This is a genomic window from Kitasatospora sp. NPDC047058, from assembly GCF_040643935.1.
Lineage (GTDB): Bacteria > Actinomycetota > Actinomycetes > Streptomycetales > Streptomycetaceae > Kitasatospora.
This window is the reverse complement of record NZ_JBEYVJ010000123.1, coordinates 1-20412: the sequence shown is the minus strand read 5'-3', so window position 1 is coordinate 20412 and position 20412 is coordinate 1. Positions and strand designations below refer to the sequence as shown.

Annotated in this window: 20 protein-coding genes; 9 read left to right on the top strand and 11 right to left on the bottom strand. The window is 75.7% G+C overall.

The genetic code is table 11. The annotated features are described in order from the left end of the window. On the bottom strand, window positions 1–787 hold a 787-nt coding region (locus ABZ885_RS19855; RefSeq protein ID WP_360189954.1), incomplete at its 3' end, for a hypothetical protein. Window positions 788–950: 163 nt separating this feature from the next. Further along, entirely contained in the window at window positions 951–1334 is a 384-nt protein-coding gene (locus ABZ885_RS19850; RefSeq protein WP_360189951.1) for a hypothetical protein, read from the bottom strand. A gap of 786 nt (window positions 1335–2120) precedes the next feature. Between ABZ885_RS19850 and ABZ885_RS19845 the strand changes: the two genes are divergently transcribed. The 3 genes from ABZ885_RS19845 to ABZ885_RS19835 all read left to right on the top strand — a co-directional run bounded on the left by ABZ885_RS19845 (window position 2121) and on the right by ABZ885_RS19835 (window position 5421). Then, window positions 2121–3506, top strand: coding sequence for a hypothetical protein (locus ABZ885_RS19845; protein ID WP_360189948.1), 1386 nt, complete (start codon window positions 2121–2123; stop codon window positions 3504–3506). 122 nt (window positions 3507–3628) lie between these two features. Next, window positions 3629–3967, top strand: coding sequence for a deoxyxylulose-5-phosphate synthase (locus ABZ885_RS19840; protein ID WP_360189945.1), 339 nt, complete (start codon window positions 3629–3631; stop codon window positions 3965–3967). A 134-nt stretch (window positions 3968–4101) separates the two neighbouring features. Then, on the top strand, window positions 4102–5421 hold the full coding sequence (locus tag ABZ885_RS19835) for a hypothetical protein (protein WP_360189942.1): 1320 nt from the start codon (window positions 4102–4104) through the stop codon (window positions 5419–5421). Between the two features lie 45 nt (window positions 5422–5466). Here the strand turns inward: ABZ885_RS19835 and ABZ885_RS19830 are convergent, their stop codons facing one another. Both ABZ885_RS19830 and ABZ885_RS19825 read right to left on the bottom strand, forming a co-directional pair. Next, the gene (locus ABZ885_RS19830) at window positions 5467–5997 is read right to left on the bottom strand and encodes a GNAT family protein (RefSeq protein ID WP_360189939.1); all 531 of its coding nucleotides are present in this window, start codon (window positions 5995–5997) and stop codon (window positions 5467–5469) included. 66 nt (window positions 5998–6063) lie between these two features. Then, window positions 6064–6657, bottom strand: a complete 594-nt coding sequence (locus tag ABZ885_RS19825; RefSeq protein WP_360189936.1) for a DinB family protein — start codon at window positions 6655–6657, stop codon at window positions 6064–6066. Between the two features lie 105 nt (window positions 6658–6762). On the opposite strand from ABZ885_RS19825, the gene ABZ885_RS19820 reads away from it, so the two are divergent. The 4 genes from ABZ885_RS19820 to ABZ885_RS19805 all read left to right on the top strand — a co-directional run bounded on the left by ABZ885_RS19820 (window position 6763) and on the right by ABZ885_RS19805 (window position 9597). After that, window positions 6763–7404: an alpha-ketoglutarate-dependent dioxygenase AlkB gene (locus ABZ885_RS19820; RefSeq protein WP_360189933.1), complete on the top strand. Its 642-nt coding sequence runs from the start codon at window positions 6763–6765 to the stop codon at window positions 7402–7404. An 88-nt stretch (window positions 7405–7492) separates the two neighbouring features. Next, the gene (locus ABZ885_RS19815) at window positions 7493–8269 is read left to right on the top strand and encodes a VOC family protein (RefSeq protein ID WP_360189930.1); all 777 of its coding nucleotides are present in this window, start codon (window positions 7493–7495) and stop codon (window positions 8267–8269) included. 1 nt (window position 8270) lies between these two features. Next, window positions 8271–8600: a hypothetical protein gene (locus ABZ885_RS19810; protein WP_360189927.1), complete on the top strand. Its 330-nt coding sequence runs from the start codon at window positions 8271–8273 to the stop codon at window positions 8598–8600. A 265-nt stretch (window positions 8601–8865) separates the two neighbouring features. Next, window positions 8866–9597 carry an alpha/beta hydrolase gene (locus ABZ885_RS19805; protein ID WP_360189924.1) on the top strand — a complete coding sequence of 244 codons (732 nt, stop codon included), beginning with the start codon at window positions 8866–8868 and terminating at the stop codon, window positions 9595–9597. Window positions 9598–9761: 164 nt separating this feature from the next. Here the strand turns inward: ABZ885_RS19805 and ABZ885_RS19800 are convergent, their stop codons facing one another. Continuing rightward, window positions 9762–10073: a hypothetical protein gene (locus ABZ885_RS19800; protein ID WP_360189921.1), complete on the bottom strand. Its 312-nt coding sequence runs from the start codon at window positions 10071–10073 to the stop codon at window positions 9762–9764. 112 nt (window positions 10074–10185) lie between these two features. On the opposite strand from ABZ885_RS19800, the gene ABZ885_RS19795 reads away from it, so the two are divergent. Continuing rightward, a complete protein-coding gene (locus ABZ885_RS19795; protein ID WP_360189918.1) occupies window positions 10186–10704 on the top strand; it encodes a hypothetical protein in 519 nt (172 codons plus the stop codon). Between the two features lie 91 nt (window positions 10705–10795). On the opposite strand, the gene ABZ885_RS19790 is transcribed toward ABZ885_RS19795, so the two are convergent. From ABZ885_RS19790 to ABZ885_RS19765, 6 genes are all read right to left on the bottom strand, one after another. Next, window positions 10796–11392, bottom strand: coding sequence for a universal stress protein (locus tag ABZ885_RS19790; protein WP_360189915.1), 597 nt, complete (start codon window positions 11390–11392; stop codon window positions 10796–10798). A gap of 192 nt (window positions 11393–11584) precedes the next feature. Then, on the bottom strand, window positions 11585–12943 hold the full coding sequence (locus tag ABZ885_RS19785; RefSeq protein ID WP_360189912.1) for a nitrate/nitrite transporter: 1359 nt from the start codon (window positions 12941–12943) through the stop codon (window positions 11585–11587). After that, entirely contained in the window at window positions 12940–13296 is a 357-nt protein-coding gene (gene nirD / locus ABZ885_RS19780) for a nitrite reductase small subunit NirD (RefSeq protein WP_360189909.1), read from the bottom strand. The genes ABZ885_RS19785 and nirD overlap by 4 nt, the downstream gene beginning before the upstream one ends. Next, complete coding sequence (gene nirB / locus ABZ885_RS19775; RefSeq protein WP_360189906.1) at window positions 13293–15887, bottom strand: nitrite reductase large subunit NirB; 2595 nt, start codon at window positions 15885–15887, stop codon at window positions 13293–13295. Before nirB ends, nirD begins: the two co-directional genes overlap by 4 nt. A gap of 53 nt (window positions 15888–15940) precedes the next feature. Continuing rightward, window positions 15941–17242, bottom strand: coding sequence for an FAD-dependent oxidoreductase (locus tag ABZ885_RS19770; RefSeq protein ID WP_360189903.1), 1302 nt, complete (start codon window positions 17240–17242; stop codon window positions 15941–15943). Further along, a complete protein-coding gene (locus ABZ885_RS19765) occupies window positions 17242–19362 on the bottom strand; it encodes a molybdopterin oxidoreductase family protein (protein ID WP_360189900.1) in 2121 nt (706 codons plus the stop codon). Before ABZ885_RS19765 ends, ABZ885_RS19770 begins: the two co-directional genes overlap by 1 nt. Before the next feature lie 192 nt (window positions 19363–19554). On the opposite strand from ABZ885_RS19765, the gene ABZ885_RS19760 reads away from it, so the two are divergent. Next, window positions 19555–20412, top strand: an 858-nt coding sequence (locus ABZ885_RS19760; protein ID WP_360189897.1) for a uroporphyrinogen-III synthase, incomplete at its 3' end; no start/stop codon positions are given.

Below are 20412 nucleotides of genomic sequence, written 5' to 3'. Positions count from 1 at the left end.
CCGACGCCGGGGCGACGGCGTGCCGCGGGGTGCTCCGCCCCGGGGTGACGAGCAGTCCGGCCGCGGCGAGTCGGCGGACGTCGGCCGTGGTCGCGAACGCCGAACGGCCGAGCATCCGGGCCAGCTCCGCCGGGGTTCTTCGGCCGTCCGCGTGGACGAGCAGTTCGCGCTGGCGCCGGCTGGGCTGCGGCCCCGGCCGGCCGGCGCGAGCCACCGGACCCGTGCCCGGCCCCTGGGCGCCGAGCACGCGGACGGGCGCGGTGTCGAGCTGCGGCCACGGCCAGATCCGTTCGAGCAGCCGGCCGCGGCGTTCCACCTCGCGGCGCAGCCGTCGGGCGCTCACCGCCACCACCGGGCCGAGCCAGTGCCGGACGCCCGGTTCGAAGGTCCACGGCCCGGCCGACCGGCCGGCGGGGTCGAGCACGAAGTACGCGGCGTCGTACAGGACACCGAGCTGGCAGATCTCCAACTCGCCCAGGGTGACCTGGCGTTGTTCGACCATGGCGCCACCGACCCGGCCGTGCGGACCGAAGGCGCGGACGGTCTCGCGCCAGGTCTCCGGGGCGATCCGGCCGCAGCCGGTGAGCAGCGCGGCCAGGCCGGGCGCCCGTTCGGAGTCGGCGTGCACCACCAGGCCGTCGGCGAGGTAGACCGCTCCGCCGGAGGCCCGCAGAGCGCCGGTCGCACGCTCGGCGGCCAGCTGTTCGAGGATGACGAAGGCCTCGGCGCTGCCCGCGGAACGCGGCTCGGTGGTCGGTGTGGTCGCGAGGACCTCGGCGGTGTTCACACCGACCGCCCGTGGCCGGTCGCGGTCCCGGCGCGCCACCCCGGCGTCCGGCCGGAGCCGCACCCCGCTCCCGGCCTTGCTCCCCTGTCCGTCGGCCGGCCCGCTGGCCGAAACGCGACCTCGCCGGTGGCGACGTCACCGGAACGTTGCGTCCACTTGTCCTTCATCCGAGCACCAGCTCCTCGGCGAGGGTCTGGAGGCGGTAGCGGGCCCCGGCGAGGTTGCCCTCCGCCCGGTCCAGCCAGAGGTGCAGGACGAGCGGACTGTCGAAGACGGTGTCAATAAAGCAGATCAGGTGGTAACTGCGGCCCGCGGTGACGATGATGTCCTGCAACGGTGCCCGCCGGTCCTCCGACACGGTGAAGGTCTCGCTCTCAACGGCCGCCCGAACCACGTCGGTCGTCTCCGCGGCGGATGCCTCGTGGTCGCCGGTAGGACTGATGCCGGCGCTACCGAGGGCGAGTCCGCTGCTCCAGTCGATGAGGCTGGCCGCGCGGGCGCCGGCGATCGCCATCGCCCCGGTCAGGCATTCGTCGATACCCGGCACGCAGGCTCCTTCGGAGGGGTTTCGGACAGCCGGGCGCACTCGACTGGCACCGGCCGGACCACCACAACGAGTGGCGGGTTCGACACGGAAGGCTACTGGCGGATTCCATATGACGAACATTCCAATGGCATATTCACATCTATAGCCGCCATTTTCGGCCAAGCTATGACGCACCGTCAGCCTCGGCCCGCCGGCCGAACGCACTGGCCGGAGCCCCCTCGACCACCGCACCGGCGTCCGGCCCACCCGCCGACCTGGCAGCGGACCTTGGCCGGTTGTCGGCCACGCCTGACGCTTTCGGCCACGCTCTGCGATAAAGCGGCCACCCTGAGCAGACACCCCGTCCGACGGCCGATCCTCCCGGCCACGACGACCCGGCCACGCCGCCGGAGCCCGGACAGAGCAGCGCCGCGGTGCGCGCACCGCAGGGGACCGGGGGTGAGAACGGGGGCACGTCCGGCCGGACGCCCGCCGCCCGGCTCGGGAACAGCCGGCACCGGGCCCGCACCGAGCGGCCGCGAAACGACGAAGGGGCCGTTCCGTAACGGAACGGCCCCTTCGGGGTGGAGCGCCAGGCCCGGGTTGAACGGACTCTCCCTACTGAAAGTAGGACGTGCTCCGGTAGCACCACTGACGCATGTCCGAGAGATCATTTCCTCTCGACGGGATGAACAGTAGCAGGACATCACGCCTGCTCAGAAATCGGACCTGAGGGAACCGCCCCGGCGGAGAAAACCGGCGGACCGGCCGGGCCGGAGTCCGCCAGGATGGCCGTGTGATGTCCTCGTGAACAGCCATCTCCGGTACGGCTTCGCCCTGCACCCGGCCCTGCCCGCGGACCTGCTCGACCGGCTCGCCGCCGGGGCCGACCCCGAACTGGCCCGGCACCTGGCCGGCCGGCCGGACCTGAGCCGCGGCCAGGTGCGCGCCCTCGCCGCACGCTGCCCGCAGGCCGCCCTGCGGCTCGCGCACGGCGGCCTGCTGCGCGCCGGGGACGTGGACCCCGTGCGGCAGCCGGAGCCCGCCCTCGCGCTGCTGTACGAGGGCCGCGGGGACCCGTCCTGGCCGGCGCTGTTCGCGGACGATCCGGACGCCGCCCGACGGGTCGCACTGGCCGAGTGCCGCGGACTGCCGCCCGCCGTGGAGGAGGTGCTCGCCGCGGACCGGGAGCCCGAGGTCGTCGCGGAGCTGGCGCTCTGGACGGCCTCGCCCGCCCTGCTCGCCCGGCTCGCCCACCACCCGGACGCCGAGGTCCGCCGGTCCGTCGCGGGCAACGAGGCCACGCCGCCGGAGCCGCTGGCCGCGCTGCTCGACGACCTCGCCGACATCCGGCTGCAGGCCCTGGGCAACCCGGCCACGCCCGCCGCGGCCGCCGCCCGGTACGCCGACGACCCGTCGGCGCCGCACCGCCAGGCCCTCGCCGAGCGGGCCGACCTGCCGGCCGACGTACAGGAGCGGTTCGCCGTGGACCCCGTCCCGTGGGTGCGCGGCAACCTCGCCGAGAACGCCGCCCTCGCGGAGCCGCTGTTCCGGACGCTCGCCGACGACGACACGTACGACGTCCGCCGCCGCCTCGCGCACAACCCGCGGATCCCGCTGGGCGTCCTGGCCCGGATCGCTCCGGTCACCCGGACCGGGCCGACCCTGCTGCCCCGGATCGCCGCCGCCACGGCGGCCGAGGTCGAACAGCTCGCCGTGTCGCCCGTGCCCGGGCTGCGCATGTTCCTCGCCCAGCGTCGCGACCTGCCCGACGCCGTCCGCGACGCACTGGCCGCCGACCGCGACGCCGCCGTCGCCAAGTCGATCGCACCGCACCCCGGTCTGTCCGCACGCCTGCTGCAGGCGCTCCTCGACCGCTTCGGCACCGCGGTCGCCGCCGGCCTTGCCGCCAATCCCGACGCCCCGGCCGCCCTGCTCGAACGGCTCGCCACCCGGCAGCCCCCTGCCGGCCGGGCCCTGCGCGCCATCGCCCGCCACCCGAACGCGACGCCCGCCGCCCTGCTGCCCTGTCTGGCCGACCCCAGGGCCCGGCGCCTCGCCGCCGCACACCCCGCCCTTCCGCCCGCAACCGTGATCGCCCTGCTCGCTGACGAGGACCGGCAGACCGTCGAGGCCGCGGCGGCAAACCCGGCCCTGTCCCCGGACCACCTGGCGGGGCTCCTGCCCGACTGAGCCCCCGACCCCGCCAACTGCCCCCGCCCCTACCCCGCCAAGGCCATCGGAGCGAGGGCGGGATCAAGCGGGCCTAGGGCCCTGTCCGGCGGATCTTGCCGGACAGGGCCCAGGCTGACGGGGTGACCAAGACCTCCTACGTCTGCCTGCCCTGCCGGGCCTCCTACAAGCAGGCGTACGACCCGCTCGACCGGACCCGCGAGCGACACTGCCCGCGCTGCGCCCGGGCGCTGATCCAGCTGGGCTCCGCATTCGCCGCGCCGCGGCGGCGTGACACCGCCGGCTGGCGGACCCTCTCCGTGCTGGTGAACGCCGGTGTCCGCTTCCACAAGCGGGGCAGCGGCGACGGCGGCGCCGGCTACCGCCCCCGCACCCTCGGCGAGGTCCGCGAGCGGATGGCCTTCGCCCGGCGCACCGGCGAGCCGTTCGCCCGCTCCCTCGTCCGCCGCGAACTGCCGTAGCCCGGCGGCAGCCGGTGGCCCGGCGGTAGGGGTACCCCCACCTCCCGCCCGGGGAGCAGCCCCATGGGCGCGGCGGGCGCCGCACGGAAGAGTGATGCCACGTCAGCACTACTCCGACGAAAGCGAATCCGGCGATGCCCGTCAGCACGACCACCCGCGCCACGTCCCCCGAGGCGTCCCGCATGGCGCCGCTCAAGGAGCCCCGCAAGACCTCCCGCCGGGCCGCCCGGGTGGCCGCCGCCTCCGTGCTCTGCCTCGCCGTTGCGGCGGCCACGGCCGCGCCCGCGGTGGCCGCCGGGTCGGGCCACGACGGGAAGCCGCAGCGCGGCGCCCTGGTCTCCGCCACCCGGGTGGCCGACCTCGACGCCGGGCAGGCGACGGCGTACGTCCAGGGGGTGGGGTTCACCACCGCGCCCGCCGCGCAGGACGGCGTCGAGGTCCACCGCCTCACCTACCGGACCGTCGACGCGACCGGCCGACCGACCGTCGCCAGCGGCGTGGTGGCCCTGCCCCGCAATGCCGCCGGACGCCACCCGCGCGGGCTGACCACCGTGGAGTACACCCACGGCACCCTCCCCTACCGGGGCTACGCCGCCTCGGTCAGCGACGGCCCCGACCGCGCGGTGACGGTGATGTTCGCCGGTGCGGGCTTCGCCGCCGTCGCCCCCGACTATCTGGGCCTCGGCGTCGGCACCGGACCGCACCCGTACCTGGACGTCGAGTCCGAGACCACCGCCGCCGTCGACCTGCTGGCGGCCGCCCGCACCTTCGCGGCCCGCAACGGCGTCGCGCTGGACGGCAGGGTCATGGCCACCGGGTTCTCCCAGGGCGGCCCGGCGGCGCTCGGCCTCGGCCGGGCCCTCCAGGCCGGTGCGCTGCCCGGTGCCCGGCTGGCCGCGCTCGCGCCGGTGAGCGGCCCGTACGACCTGCGCGGCGCGGAACTCCCCGCCGCCTTCGACGGGCGGCTCGCGCCGCCGACCGCCGTCTTCTACCTCGCTTACGCGGTCACGGCGTGGAACCGGCTGCACCACCTCTACGACTCGCCCGCCGAGGCGTTCCGGGCCCCGTACGCGGACACCGTGGAGGCCCTCTTCGACGGCGGCCACACCGACGAGCAGATCGTGGCCGCGCTGCCCGGCACCCCGGAGGAGCTGCTGACACCCCGGTTCATCGACCGCCTCAAGCACCCGGCCGGCACCCTGGCCCGCATCCTGCGCACCGCCGATTCGGTCTGCACCGACTGGACGCCCCGCGCCCCCGTCCGCCTCTACTCGGGCGGCCTCGACCGTGACGTGGCCGTCGCCAACACCGAGTCCTGCCGGCGCGCGCTGGCCGCGCACGGGGTCGACGCCCCGGTCGTGGAGACCGCGGACGCCGACCACAACGGCTCGGCCCTCGCCTCGTACCCGGCGATCCTCGCCTGGTTCCGCGGGTTCGCCGCCACCGGGCGGTGACCGGCTGCGGGCCTGGTCGGTGACCGACCGCCGGGCTCGCCGGCCCTACCGGCGCCACTCGTCGGCGAGCAGGCCGAGCACCACCTGGTCGGCGAACTCGCCGCAGGCCCAGGCGGATCGGCGCAGGCGGCCCTCCAGGGTGAAGCCGGCGCCGGTCGCCGCCCGGATCATCGGGGCGTTGTCGGCGAGGGTCTCGAGCTGGAGGCGCTGCAGGCCGAGCACCACGAAGCCGTAGCGGCAGAGCACGTCCAGCACGTCGGCGGCGAGCCCGCGGCCCCGGTGGCCGGGGCGCAGCGCGACGCCCAGGTGGGCCGCCCGGTTGTGGGGGTCGATGCCCCAGAGCAGGGCCTCGCCGGCCAGTTCGCCGGACGCCGTCTCGACGACGGAGAAGGGTGCGGCCTCGTCCACGGGGTCGGCCGGCGCGTACGGGGAACGCGGCGAGCCGGGCGGGAGCGGCCGCCAGGGGCGGGAGTCGGCCCGCGAGCGGGTGGCGACGTCGTCGTACAGCTCGGCCTGGAGGACGGGGACGTCGCTCTCGTGCCGGGCTCGGAGGGTGATCAGGGCGCCTTGTAGCATGTCACATTGTCTACCAGCGTCCGGCCGCCCGCGGCCACCCTTTTCCACCACCGTCACCCACCGGCTCTAGGCCTCGCGGGCGGCGGCCTGCTTGGCGGCCTGTTCGACCCGGTCGTGGTGGGCCTTCCACCAGGCCGGGCCGCCCGGGGCGGTGTTGTCGCCGCCGGGGCGCTGGCCGGTGGTGCCGTCGACGAGTTCGCGGACGATGTCGGCGTGGCCGGCGTGGCGCTGGGTCTCGGCGATCATGTGGACGAGGGAGCCGTGCAGCGTCACCTCGCTGCGGTCGCCCCAGGGGACCCGGCCGGTGGCGTCGAGCGGCAGCGCGGCGATCGTCTCGTCCGCGTGGGCCCAGACCCTCCGGTACCCGCCGACGATCTGCTCGCGGGTCTCCTCGGGGGTCACCCAGAGGTCGGCATTGGGCTCGGCGTCGCCGGTGATCCAGAGCGCCGGACCGGTGAAGGGGCGCCCGTAGGTCTCGCCGAAGTAGACGGCCTCGGCGCCGGTCAGGTGCTTGACCAGGCCCAGCAGGTTGGTGCCGGTCGGTGTCAGCGGGCGCCGCACGTCGTACTCGGAGAGCCCTTCGAGCTTCCAGAGCAGGGCGTCGCGCGCATCCTGCAGGTAGATCCGCAGGTCTTCCTTCGGTTCTCTCCTGATCGCCATGCCGACCAGTCTGCCGACCGGCCGGCCTTTGTCCACCGACTTGACGAACCCGGTGCACGCGCCCCAATTCGAGCTGGCGTTCGATTTGAGGCGTACGCTGGACCCATGCGCACCGCCGTACACCTCCAGCCCTCGTTGTTCGACGACGCCGATCCGCGCGGGACCGCGCTCGGGCCGCTCGGCGGGCTGCGGCGGCAGCAGCTCGGGGCGGGAGCCTGGGTGGACGTGCTGCCCGGGTGGCTGACGGGGGCGGACGAACTGTTCGAACACCTGGTGGCACAGGTGCCGTGGCGGGCGGAGCAGCGGGAGATGTACGAGCGGATGGTCGAGGTGCCCCGGCTGCTCGCCTCGTACGGGGAGGGCGACCCGCCGCCGCACCCGGTGCTCGGGGCCGCACGGGCGGTGCTGAGTGCGCACTACGCGGCGGAACTGGGCGAGCCGTTCCGCACCCTGGGGCTCTGCTACTACCGGGACGGGCGCGACAGCGTGGCCTGGCACGGGGACCGGATCGGGCGCGGGGCGCGCGAGGACACCATGGTGGCGATCGTCTCGGTGGGCGAGCCGAGGGCGTTGCAGCTGCGGCCGCGGGGCGGGGGCGGCCCGGTGGTGCGGCACCTGCTCGGGCACGGGGACCTACTGGTCATGGGCGGGTCGTGCCAGCGGACCTGGGAGCACGCGGTGCCGAAGACGGCCCGGCCGGTGGGGCCGCGGATCAGCATCCAGTTCCGGCCGCGGGGAGTCGCGTGAACGACGGGCGTCCGGTGTGTGCGCCGCCGTCCGGTTGCCGCGGTCCGGGCGGCGGCGGAGGCTGGCCGGGAGCAGCGAGGAGGACGCCATGCCGAAGGCGGGCAGGTACCGGGAGGGCGTGCCGTGCTGGGTCGAGCTGGCGGCCGGCCCGGACCGGCGGCGCGCCCGGCGGTTCTACGGCGGGCTGTTCGGCTGGGAGTTCGTCGACCTGGCCGGGCAGCCCGGCTACACGGTGGCGACGCTGCGCGGCGCCCAGGTGGCGGGCATCGCCCCGGGCCCCGGCGGCGAGGACCCGGCCTGGCTGACGTACCTCGCGGTGGAGGACGCCGACCGGTCGGCGCACGCGGTCCGGCAGGCGGGCGGGCGGATCGTCCGCGAGCCGGAGGAGGTGGCCGGACTGGGGCGCGGCGCGCTCGCGGTGGACCCGGCGGGTGCCGTCGTCGGTCTCTGGCAGGCCCGGCTGAACCCGGGCGCGGGCCTGGTCAACGAGCCGGGCACGTTCACCTGGAACGAGCAGCTGTCGCCCGATCCGGACGGCGCCCGGACGTTCTACCGGCAGGCCTTCGGGTACGACTACGGCCGCCCGGCGGGCGACTACACGGTGTTCCGGGCCGGTGGGCAGCCGGCCGGCGGGATCGGCGGCAACCCGGGGGTGGACCCGGCGGGCCCGGCAGCGCTCTGGGCGGTGTACTTCGGCGCGGCGGACACCGACCGGACGGTGGAGCTGGCGGTCGAGCTCGGCGGGAGCGTGCTGGACGGGCCGGAGCCGACACCGTTCGGGCGGGTGGCGGTGGTGCGGGACGACGGCGGCGCGGTGTTCACCCTGATCGCCGCCGCGACGACGGAGACGGCGGAGGCGGCCTGAGATGTCCGGGCGGACGGAGTCCCGGTTCGAGTTGCTGGCCGAGGAGTTGGCGGGGCTGGACGGTGTCGCGACTCCCGCGGCGCAGGGTGCCCGGCGGTTCGGGGCGGACGCCCTGAAGGTGGACGGCCGGATCTTCGCGATGCTCTCGGACGGCCGGCTGGTGGTGAAGCTGCCCCGGACGCGGGTGGACGAGCTGGTGGCCTCCGGCGAGGGCGAGCGGTACGACGGCGGGAAGGGGCGGCCGATGAAGGAGTGGTTCGCCCTCGACCCCGGGTCGGCCCTGCCGTGGGCCCAACTCGCCGGGGAGGCCTACGCGTTCGTCCGGCCCTGACGGCACGGGGCGGCCCGGTCGTCGACCGGGCCGGCCAGGCCTGCAGCGCACGGAGAGGTCGAAACGCGGACGAGGTCCGGCGCCTGGAACGGCACCGGACCTCGTCCGACTGTAGAGCGCCAGGCCCGGGTTGAACGGACTCTCCCTACTGAAAGTAGGACGTGCTCCGGTAGCACCACTGACGCCTGACAAGAGATCATCTCTCTCGCGACAGGTAGAACAATAGCAGGCCGGAAACCCCGTCCTGCCAGGAGGAGAACACCACATGACCGTGCACCCCCAACCCGAGGTCGTCGAGTACGCCGCGGGCCGGCCGATGGACGTCCACCGGCCCGCCGGCCGGCCCGGGCCGTGGCCCGTCGTCCTGCTCTGGCACGGGCGCGGCCCCGACGAACGGGACGTCCTGCACCCGCTGGCCCGGGAGGCGGCCGGGCTGGGCCTGCTGGTGCTCGTGCCCGACTGGCGGTCGGACGCGGAGGACGGCGGCCGGGCCCACCTGCTCGCCTCCTTCGCGCACGCCCGGCGGCACGCGGCCGCTTACGGCGGCGACCCGGACCGCTTCGTGCTGGCCGGCTGGTCGATGGGCGGCCGCGAGGCCGTCGCTCTGGCCACCCACCCGGACACCCCGGCCGGGGACCGCCCGACGGCGGCCGTCGGCATCTCGTCCAGCTACGTCAACCCCGCGCTCACCACCGGCGAGGCGCCGCTGCCCCTGCTCACCGGCCGGGTCTCCCCCGTCCCGCTCTGGCTGGTGCACGGCACCCGCGACGAGCTGGTGCCGGCCGAGCGCACGCGGGAGTTGGACGCCGCACTGCTGAAGCCGGCCGAGCGGCTGCTGGAGCCGGACACCGATCACGCCGGCACCGTCCTCACCGAGTACGACCCGGCGTTCAACCGCTGCCGACCCGCCCGGGCCGGTCACGCGGTGGACGCCGGCCGGGCCACGGCCCGCCTCCTCGCGGAGGCCGCCGGAGCGCCGGCCCGCCCCCTCGGCTGACCACGGTCCGTGAGACCCTGGGCCGGAGGACACCGGCCACCGCCCAGGGCCCCGGCCGGCCACTCCACCCATCGGCCGGAGGAGTCACCGCCATCGCCGCCAACCCGACCCGGTACGAGCTGCTGGTCAACCCCCACATGCTGACTGGCTGTCACACCTCGGTGTCACCACGGGAAGGCGCGCCACTGCGGTCGGTCCACCTCGGCCGGCCCGGGCCGGCGCCGCGACTGCGCTTCGACCTGCCGCGCTTCGCGGACATCCCACCGGCCGAGCGGGCCGAGGCGGGCTGTGAACTGGTTGAACCACAGGTGCGGTTCCTCCTGACGGAGGGTAACCTGCGGATGCGGGGCCTTCCGACCGGGCAACCGGTCGACGCGGTGCACGATCCGCTCGACCGCGGGCGGCTGAAGGCCTCCGTTCGCGGAGCAGGGTTCGCACTCGACTTCACCGCCGCCGACTCCCTGCAGCTGAGCCACGTGAGCGCCTGCCGCTCCGGCGACGGCGACCGTACACGTCCCGCCGCCGGTCGTGAGCCGGGTGGACCGGCTGCACCACACCACCCTTCCCCCACAACCCGGAAGCCGTTCAATGACAGCCCCGAATCTCGCCCCGTGTCCCGCCTCCGACATCGACCCCTCCTCCACCCCTGACTTCTCCTCCATCCCCGACACCGACCCCATCCCGGCCCCCACGCCCACCCCCGGCGCCGGCCCCGGCCCCGGCGCCGACTGGACCGCCCTGCTGGCCGACCCGCAGCCGGTGCGGGACGTGCTCGGCGTGCCCGTTCCGCCGCTGACCGCGTTCAACCTGTTCGTCGCCCACTTCGACGAGCGCGACTGCTCGTTCACGGCCGCCTTCGAGGCCTTAACGGCCCCGGCCGGCGCGGCGGCGGAGTGGGCCGGGAACGGCCACAACGCGCTGGAGTTCTTCCTGCGATTCACCGGCGTCACCGAGGCCGAGGTCGACGGCTGGAGCCACCAGTCCACCAGCACCGTGACCCTGACGGAGCGCTCGGCCGTGTTCGCCGGGCCCGGCCACCGGATCTCCTTCGCCTACACGGAGGTCCGCGCCACCCGGCCGCGGGGCTACCGCACCGGCACTCCCTGACGGACGCGACCCTCGACGGACGCGACGGCGGCACCGGGTCAGGCGGCGGTGTGCCGGTCGTCGCGGTCCGGGAGGGTACGGCCGACGGCGGTCACGGCGTCACCGCCCGGCCGCGAGCGGGTGCGAGCGGGTGCAGCAGGGCGTGCCGGCGGCCGCGTCGGAGCGCCTCGAGTTCGCGCTGCAGCGGCGGCCTGGGGACGGCCAGCACCGGGCAGGTCGCGCGCCGGACGCAGTAGGCGGTGACGGACGGGCGCAGCACGCGGGCGAGCGGGCCGCGGCCGCCGGCGCCGAGGACGAGCAGGTCGCCGGGGCGGTCGGCGGAGCGGACCAGTGCCTCGCCGGTCTCGCCGCGGACGGTCTGGCAGCGCAGCCGTACCCCCGGGCGGCCGCCGCCGAAGGCCTCGTCGAGGGCCTGGCGCAGCCGGGCGGCGGCCGTGTCGCGGCAGACGGCGAGCAGCGGCGGGCACGGGGAACGGCGGTAGCCGAACTCGCCGCCGGGCGGGGTCCAGCAGTGCACCGCGAGCACCTCGGCGCCGGTCCGGCGGGCCTCGGCGACGGCGTGGTGCAGGGCGGCGAGGCTGCCGAGCGAGCCGCTGACGCCGACCACGATCCGTGGCCGACCGTCGTGGTGGTGTCCGCCGCGCCCGTCGAGCGCTTCGGTGTCGGTTCCGGCGCCGTTGTCCGCCATGGCCCTGCCCGTCCTTCCGGCTTGTGCCGTCCGCGTGGTCGCTTCCAGCAAAGCCGGGCGGTGCGCGGTAGCACCGTTCGTTGACGGAGCTCTGACGTGCGGGGGCCGGATCCGTACGCCGTCCTGACGGGCGCCCGGGCACGACGACGGCCGGCCCCGGCGGGTGCTCCCGGGGCCGGCCGTCCGCGGGGGTCAGCGCGCCGCGCGCGGGCGGAGCCAGACCACCCAGGTCAGGACCGAGCAGAGGACGTACGCGGCGAGGAAGGCCAGGTAGGCGTTGTCGCCGTTGTGGCTGGCCAGGAAGGACTGCCGGAAGGCCAGGTTGACCAGGACGCCGCCGAACGCGCCCACCGCGCCGGCCAGTCCGATCAGCGCGGCCGAGCGGCGGCGGGAGTCCGCCTCGGCCGTCCCGGGGTCGGCGCCCTTCGCGACGGCCGCCCGGGCGCGGGCCTGGTAGTGGGCCGGGATCATCTTGTAGGTCGAGCCGTTGCCGATGCCGCTGAGCACGAACAGCGCGATGAAGCCGGCCAGGAAGAGCGGCAGCGAGTGCGCGTGGGAGGCCGCCAGGACGACGGCCGTTCCGGCGCCCATCGCCACGAAGGTGGCCAGGGTGACCCGGGCGCCGCCGAAGCGGTCGGCCAGCCGGCCGCCGACCGGGCGCAGCAGCGAGCCGAGCAGCGGGCCGAGGAAGGTCAGCGCGGCCGCCTTCACCGGGGTGTCGAAGCGGTCGTGGAACTGCACCTGGAGGACCTGGCCGAAGGCGAAGCCGAAGCCGATGAAGGAGCCGAAGGTGCCGATGTACAGGGTGGCGACCGCCCAGCCGTACGGGTCGCGGGCGACCTCGCGCAGCGCCCGGCCCTCGCCGCGCGGCGGGGCGGCCAGGTTGTCCATCCGGGTCCACGCGCCGAGCGCGGCGAGCACGATCAGCGGCAGGTAGAGCAGCGGGAGCAGCCGGGGGTGGGTGGCGCCCGCGGTGGCCAGGACGAGCAGGCCGAGCAGCTGGACGGCCGGGACGCCGAGGTTGCCGCCGCCGGCGTTGATGCCGAGGGCCCAGCCCTTGAGGCGGTGCGGGTAGAAGGCGTTGATGTTGGCCATCGAGGAGGCGAAGTTGCCGCCGCCGACGCCGGCCACGCAGGCCACCGCGAGCAGGGTGCCGTAGGAGACGCCGGGGGTGAGCACCAGGGCCGCCAGGGTGGTGGGGACCAGCAGCAGCAGGGCGCTGATCACCGTCCAGTTCCGGCCGCCGAACCGGGCGACGGCGAAGGTGTACGGCAGGCGGAGCAGGGCGCCGAGCGCGGTGGGCAGCGCGGTGAGGGTGAACTTGCCGGCGGTGTCGATGTGGTACTCGGGCCCGAGGAAGAGCACCAGGACGGACCAGAGGCTCCAGACCGAGAAGCCGATGTGCTCGGAGAGGACGGAGTAGACCAGGTTGCGGCGGGCGATCCGGGCGCCGGTCCGCTCCCAGAAGTCGGTGTCCTCCGGGTCCCAGTGGGTGAGCGGGGCGGTGCCGGCTCTGCCGCCGGCGGAGCGGGCGTCGACGGCGGTGGTCATGCCGCGTCCTCCGTCCCGGTGTCGCGGACCGGCCAGAGCCGCAGGACGGCGGGGCTGCCGTCGGGGGCGGTGTCCTCGTCCAGGCAGCGGCCGTCGGTGAGGTCGAAGACCTGCTTGTACATCGGCGAGGCCAGGGTGGGCCGGTCGCCGCGGCTGCCGATCAGGCCGCGGGAGAGGACCTGGGCGCCGCTGAACGGGTCGCGGTTGTCGACGGCGTGCAGGGAGCCGGTGCGGTCGCGGAAGACGGCCACCTGGGTGTCGTCGAGCAGCACGGCCACGCCGCGTCCGGGCTGCAGGTCGTCGAGGGTGCAGACGGGCTGCCAGCGGGCGCCGTCGTGGATCTCCACGGTCATGGGGTGAGCACCTCCAGTCGGGGCCCGGCCACCATGACCGGGGCGGGGGTGATGAGGATCCGTCCGTCCTCGTCGGGGCGGGCGGGGCGGATCTGGCCGCGTTCGGGGACGAAGGTGACGGCCGGGTCCGGGGTACCGGGGGCGTTGACGAAGGACGCGAAGCGGCGCAGCCGGTCGGGGTCGGCCAGGGTGGCGGCCCATTCGTCCTGGTAGCCGTCGATGTGCCGGGCCATCAGCTGGTCCAGCTCGTCGGCGATGCCGAGCGAGTCGTCCAGGACCACCGCACGCAGGTGGTCGAGGCCGCCCTCGAGCCGCTCCAGCCAGACCGAGGTGCGCTCCAGGCGGTCGGCGGTGCGGATGTAGAACATCAGGTAGCGGTCGATGGTGCGGATCAGCGTCTCGCGGTCCAGGTCGGCCGCCAGCAGGTCGGCGTGCCGGGGCGTCATGCCGCCGTTGCCGCCGACGTAGAGGTTCCAGCCGGCCGAGGTGGCGATGATGCCGAAGTCCTTGCTCTGCGCCTCGGCGCACTCGCGGGCGCAGCCGGAGACCGCGGACTTGAGCTTGTGCGGGGAGCGCAGCCCGCGGTAGCGGAGTTCGAGTTCGATCGCGAGGCCGACGGAGTCCTGCACGCCGTAGCGGCACCAGGTCTCGCCGACGCAGGACTTCACGGTGCGCAGCGCCTTGCCGTAGGCGTGCCCGGACTCGAAGCCGGCCTCGACCAGGCGGTGCCAGATGCCGGGGAGCTGGTCGACGCTGGCGCCGAAGAGGTCGATCCGCTGGCCGCCGGTGATCTTGGTGTAGAGGCCGTAGTCGCGGGCGATCTCGCCGATGGTGATCAGGCCCTCGGGGGTGATCTCGCCGCCGGGGACGCGCGGCACGACCGAGTAGGAGCCGTTGCGCTGGAGGTTGGCCAGGAAGTGGTCGTTGGAGTCCTGCAGCGCGGCCTGTTCGCCGTCCAGGATGTGGCCGCCGCCGAGGCTGGCCAGGATGGAGGCGACGGTGGGCTTGCAGACCTCGCAGCCCTCGCCGCTGCCGTGCCGGTCGAGGAGTTCGGAGAAGCCGGCGATGCCGGTGACCCGGACGATCTCGTACAGCTCGGCGCGGGTCTGCCGGAAGTGCTCGCACAGGCCGGTCCGGGTTTCGACGCCGGTGGCGGCGAGCTCCTCGTTGACGACGGTGGTGAGCTGCTTGATGCAGCTGCCGCAGCCGGTGCCGGCCCGGGTGCACTTCTTGACGGCCGCGACGGACTCGCAGCCCTCCTCGTGGACGGCGGCCCGGACGGCGCCCTGGGTGACGTTGTGGCAGGAGCAGAGCACCGCGTCGTCGGGCAGTGCGACCGGTCCGGCGGCGGCGAAGCCGGCCGGGAGCACGAGCTGCTCGGGCGGGGTGGTGAGCGGCTTGCCGGCCATCGAGAGCGGCCGCAGGGTGCCGTAGGCCTCGGTGTCGCCGACCAGGACGCCGCCGAGCAGTGCGCCGTCGGCGCCGATCACCAGCTTGCGGTAGACGCCGAGCCGGCTGTCGCTGTACAGCACGTCGAGGGAGCCCTCGGCGGTGCCGTGCGGGTCGCCGAAGCTGGCCACGTCGACGCCGAGCAGCTTGAGCTTGGTGGAGGTGTCGGCGCCGGTGAAGCCGGTGCCGGGGGTGCCGGCCAGGGTGCGGGCGGCCGTCTCGGCCATCTGGTAGCCGGGCGCCACCAGGCCGTAGACCCGGCCGTCCACGGTCTGCGCGCACTCGCCGACGGCCAGCACGGCGGGGTCGGCGGTGCGGCAGTGCTCGTCGACCACGATGCCGCCGCGCGGGCCGACCGGCAGGTCGCAGTCGCGGGCCAGCTGGTCGCGGGGGCGGACGCCGGCCGAGAACACCACCAGGTCGGCGGCGAGTTCGCGGCCGTCGGAGAGGGCCAGCGCGCGGACCCGGCCGTCCTCGGCGGTCTCGACGCCGCTGGCGCCGGCGCTGGTGTGGACGGTGACGCCGAGGTCCTCGATCTTGCGGCGGAGCAGCTCGCCGCCACCGTCGTCGACCTGGACGGCCATCAGCCGGGGCGCGAACTCGACCACGTGGGTGGCCAAGCCCATCGCCTTCAGGGCGCCGGCGGCCTCCAGGCCGAGCAGGCCGCCGCCGACCACCACACCGGTCCCGGAGCGTTCGGCGTCGGCGCGGATCGCGTCGAGGTCCTCGATGGTGCGGTAGACGTGGCAGCCGGCCGCGTCCTTGCCGGGGACGGGCGGCACGAACGGCACCGAGCCGGTGGCCAGCACCAGGGCGTCGTACCGGAACCGCTGCCCGCTGCGGGTGGTGACGGTGCGGGCGGCGCGGTCCACGGCGGTGACCGGGTCGCCGAGGCGCAGGTCGATGCCGTGCTCGGCGAGGAAGCCGGGCGGGCAGAGCGAGAGGTCCTCGGCGGTCTTCCCGTCGAACAGCGAGCTCAGGTGGACGCGGTCGTACGCGGGGCGGGGCTCCTCGGCCAGCACGGTGACCCGCCAGTTCCCGGCGCCGGGCTGCTCGGCGAAGGCCTCCAGGAAGCGCTGGCCGACCATGCCGTGGCCGACGAGGACGAGGTCCTGTGGTCGGTCGGGCGTGTGGGTTGTCATCGCGATGCTCCTCGGGTCGTGCGGGGGTGGGGAGTTGGGGGTGAGCCGGGGGCTCAGGGGGTGAGCAGGTGCAGGGGGTGGCCGGTGAGCGGGTCGTCGCGCTGCCAGGCCTCGGCCAGGGCGTCGACGCCGGCCAGGTCGCCGAGCAGGATCGCGCCGACCAGGCGGTCGCCGCGCAGGACGAGCTTCTTGTAGCTGCCGCGGGTCGCGTCGGCGAGCCGCAGCACGTCCAGGTCCGGATCGAGGGTCTCGTCGACGGCGCCGAAGGCCGCGTACTCCAGGCCGCCGGTGCTGAGCCGGGCCGGGGGCCGGGAACCGGTGTAGCGGGCGTCCGGGTCGGCGCCGGACAGGCGAAGCGCCAGCACGTCGGCCTGGTCCCAGGCCGGCAGCGCCAGGCCGTGGACGGTGCTCCGGTGCTCGGCGCAGTCGCCGATCGCGTACACCCCGGGGGCGGCGGTGGCGAGTGCGTCGTCCACCAGGATCCCGGTGGCGACCGGCAGTCCGGCGGCGTGGGCGAGCGCCGTGCGCGGCCGGGTGCCGCAGGCGAGCACCACCAGGTCGCAGTCGAGCAGGTAGCCGTTGGCCAACTCGACGCCGGTGACGCGTTCTTCGCCGCGCAGGGCGCGGGCCCGGTTGCCCGGGTAGGTCTCGACGCCGGCGTCCAGCAGCCTCCGGCGCAGCACCTCCCCCGCCTGGGCGTCGAGCTGACGCTCAATCAGGTACGGTCCCTGGTGGACGATCTCGGTCGGCACGCCGAGCGCGGCCAGCGCCCGGGCGGCGCTCACCCCGAGCACCCCGCCGCCGATCACCACGGCCCGGCGGGCCCCGACGGCGTCCTCGGCCAGCCGGCCGCAGTCGTCCAGGGTGCGCAGGGTGTGGACGCCCTCGGTGAGGCCGCCGCCGTCGGCGCGGCGCAGGCCCCGGATGGGCGGCAGCACCGGGTTCGAGCCGGTGGCGAGCACCAGGTCGTCCCACGGTTCCACGCTGCCGTCGGCGAGGCCCAGGGTGCGGGCCGCGACGTCGAGCACCACCACCTCGCAGCCGGGCCGCGGTTCGGCGCCGCCCAGCGGCAGCGCGATCGCCTCGGCGTCGTAGCGGCCGGTCAGCACGTCCGCGAGCAGCACCCGGTTGTAGGGGGCGCGGGCCTCGGCGCCGTAGACGGTGACCCGGCCGGTGCCGCCCAGCGCGGCGTAGCGCTCGGCGAACCGGGCCGCGGCCATCCCGCCGCCGACCACCGCGATCCTGCGCTCCCGCGCGCTCGGGCCGTCGTGCGGGGTCCTGCCGTCGTGCGCGGCCGTGTGGTCGTCCGTGGCCGTGCCGTCGTGCGCGGTCCTGTGGTCCTGTGCGGTCGTCATCACGCCACCTCCGCCGGGGCCTCGGCGCGCTCGACGCGGACGGCGCAGAGCTTGAACTCCGGCATCCGGGACACCGGGTCGAGCGCGGGGTTGGTCAGGGTGTTGGCCCGTCCGGCGCCCGGCCAGTGGAAGGGCATGAACACGGTGTCCGGGCGGATGGTGTCGGTGACCCGGGCCGGTGCCACCGCGCGGCCGCGCCGGCTGGTCACCGCGACCAGGTCGCCCTCCGCGACGGCCAGCCGGGCGGCCAGCCGCGGGTGCAGCTCGACGAACGGCCCGGGCGCGGCGGCGTTGAGCTCCGCCACCCGCCGGGTCTGCGCGCCGCTCTGGTACTGGGCGAGCACCCGGCCGGTGGTCAGGTACAGCGGGTAGTCGCGGTCCGGCTCCTCGCCCGCCGGGCGGTGGGTGACGGCGGCGAACCGGGCCCGGCCGTCGGGTGTGGCGAAGCGGTCCAGGAAGAGCCGCGGCGTGCCGGGGTGGTCGTCGTCCGGGCAGGGCCAGAACACGCCGTCCTGCGCCGCGATCCGCCGGTAGCTGATGCCCGCGTAGTCGGCGTCCCCGCCGGCCGAGGCGCGCCCCAGCTCGTCGAAGACCGGCTCGGCCTCGGCCGGGAAGCCCTTCTCGACCCCCAGCCGGGCGGCGAGCTCGCGCAGCACCCAGAGCTCGCTGCGCACGCCCTCGGGCGGGTCCAGCGCCTTGCGGCGCAGGATCACCCGGCCCTCCAGGTTGGTGGTGGTGCCGTCCTCCTCGGCCCACTGGGTGACCGGGAGGACGACGTCGGCCAGCCGCGCGGTCTCGGAGAGCACCAGGTCGGCGACGACCAGCAGGTCCAGCCCGCGCAGCCGGGCCGTGACGTGGGCGGCGTTCGGCGCGGACACCACCGGGTTGGACCCCATCAGCAGCAGCGCCTTCGCGCCGCCGGGCCGCCCGAGCCCGTCCAGCAGCTCGTACGCCGAGCGGCCCGCGCCGGGCAGCGTGTCCGGGTCGACGCCCCAGACGCCGGCCACGTGCGCCCGGGCCGCCGGGTCCTCGATCGAGCGGTAGCCGGGGAGCTGGTCCGCCTTCTGGCCGTGTTCACGCCCGCCCTGGCCGTTGCCCTGGCCGGTCAGGCAACCGTAGCCCGAGTAGGGGCGGCCGGCCTTGCCGGTGGCCAGACAGAGGTCGATCCAGGCGCCGACGGTGTCCGTCCCCTTGCTCTGCTGCTCCGGGCCGCGCGCGGTCAGCACCATGCCGGTCTCCGCGCGGCCGAACAGCTCGGCCGCGGCGCGCAGTTGCGCGACGGGCACGCCGGTGATCCGCTCCACCCGGTCCGGCCAGTGCGCCATCGCGGCGGCCCGGGCCCGGTCGAAGCCGGTGGTGCGGGCGGCGACGAACTCCTCGTCCACCCGGCCGTCGGCGATCACCAGGTGGAGCAGGCCGAGCGCCAGCGCGAGGTCCCCGCCGGGCCGGGGCTGCAGGTGCAGGTCGGCCTCGGCCGCGGTCCGGGTGCGGCGCGGGTCGACGACGATCAACGTGCCGCCGTTCTCCCGGAGTTCGCGGAAGTAGCGGAGCGCGGGCGGCATCGTCTCGGCCGGGTTGCCGCCGACCAGGATCAGGCAGCCGGTGTGCGGGATGTCCGCGAGCGGGAACGGCAGCCCGCGGTCCAGGCCGAACGCCCTGCGGTGCGCGGCGGCGGCCGAGGACATGCAGAACCGGCCGTTGTAGTCGATGTTGGCGGTGCGCAGCACCACCCGGGCGAACTTGCCCAGCTGGTAGGCCTTCTCGTTGGTCAGCCCGCCGCCGCCGAACACGCCGACCGCATCCGCGCCGTGCCGCTCGCGGACCCCGGCCAGGCCCTCGGCCACCCGGTCCAGCGCCTCCGCCCAGCCCGCCGACCGCAGCGACCCGCCCGGCCGGTCGCGCAGCAGCGGACCGGTCAGCCGCAGGTCCCGCGCCAGCAGGGCCGGCGCCGACCGCCCCTTGCCGCAGAGCGCACCCCGGTTCACCGGGAAGTCGGGCCGCTCCAGCACCTCGGCGGGCACGCCCTCCGCACCGGCCGCTTCCGGCCCGGCCCCGGTGCGCAGCCGCATGCCGCACTGCAGCGAGCAGTACGGGCAGTGGGTGTCGGTGGTCGTCGTCATGCCGAAGAATCTCGCCGGAGATCGTTTCGCCACCGGGTCCCCCGTGTTGCGGGCCGGGTACGCGTCGCTCACGCCGCCGCGGGAGCGGGGTGCGCCGCAGGACATCAGCCGTAACAGGGCGGCAGGTTTCGCTAACCCGCAGGTGACGGGCGGGCAATCCGGGCGTAACGCGGCCGTCGCACGCTTGCGGCCATGGCACCCTCCCCCACAACTGCCGCCCCGCGTCCCAGTGCACAACCGGGACCGCTCACCGGATTCACCATCGGCGTCACCGCCGCGCGCCGCCGCGACGAGCTGGTCGCCCTGCTCGCCCGGCGCGGTGCCCAGGTGGTCGAGGCCCCCGTGCTGCGGATCACCCCGCTCGCCGACGACCTGGCGCTGCGCCAGGCCACCGAACGCTGTCTGGCCGCGCCGCTGGACTACGTCGTCGCCACCACCGGCGTCGGCTGGCGCGGCTGGATGAGCGCCGCCGAGGGCTGGGGCCGGGGTGCCGCCCTCGCCGACGCCTGCCGGGAGGCGGTGGTGCTCAGCCGCGGCCCCAAGGCCACCGGCGCGGTGCGCGCCAGCGGCCTCGGCGAACGCTTCTCCCCCGGCTCGGAGGCCACCGACGAACTGCTCACCTGGCTGCTCGCCCGCCCGCTGGCCGGCCGCCGGATCGCCGTCCAGGAGCACGGCATTCGGCTGGACTCCTTCGCGGCGGCGCTGCGCGAGCGCGGCGCCGAGGTGATCTCCGTCCCGGTCTACCGCTGGGAGGCGCCGGACGACCCGGCGCCGGTGCGGCGGCTGGTCGAGCAGACCGTCCGGCGCCAGGTCCACGCCCTCACCTTCACCAGCGCCCCGGCGGTCACCGCCTTCATCGAGACCGCCACCGCCGAGGGGCTGCGCGAACCGCTGCTGGACGCGCTGCGCGCCGACGTCCTGCCGGTCTGTGTCGGCACGCTGTGCGCGCGGCCGTTCGCCGAACTCGGCCTCCCGGCGGTGTTCCCCGAGCGCGGGCGGCTCGGCTCGCTGGTCCGCCTGCTCGCCGAGACGCTGCCCGGCCGCGGCCGC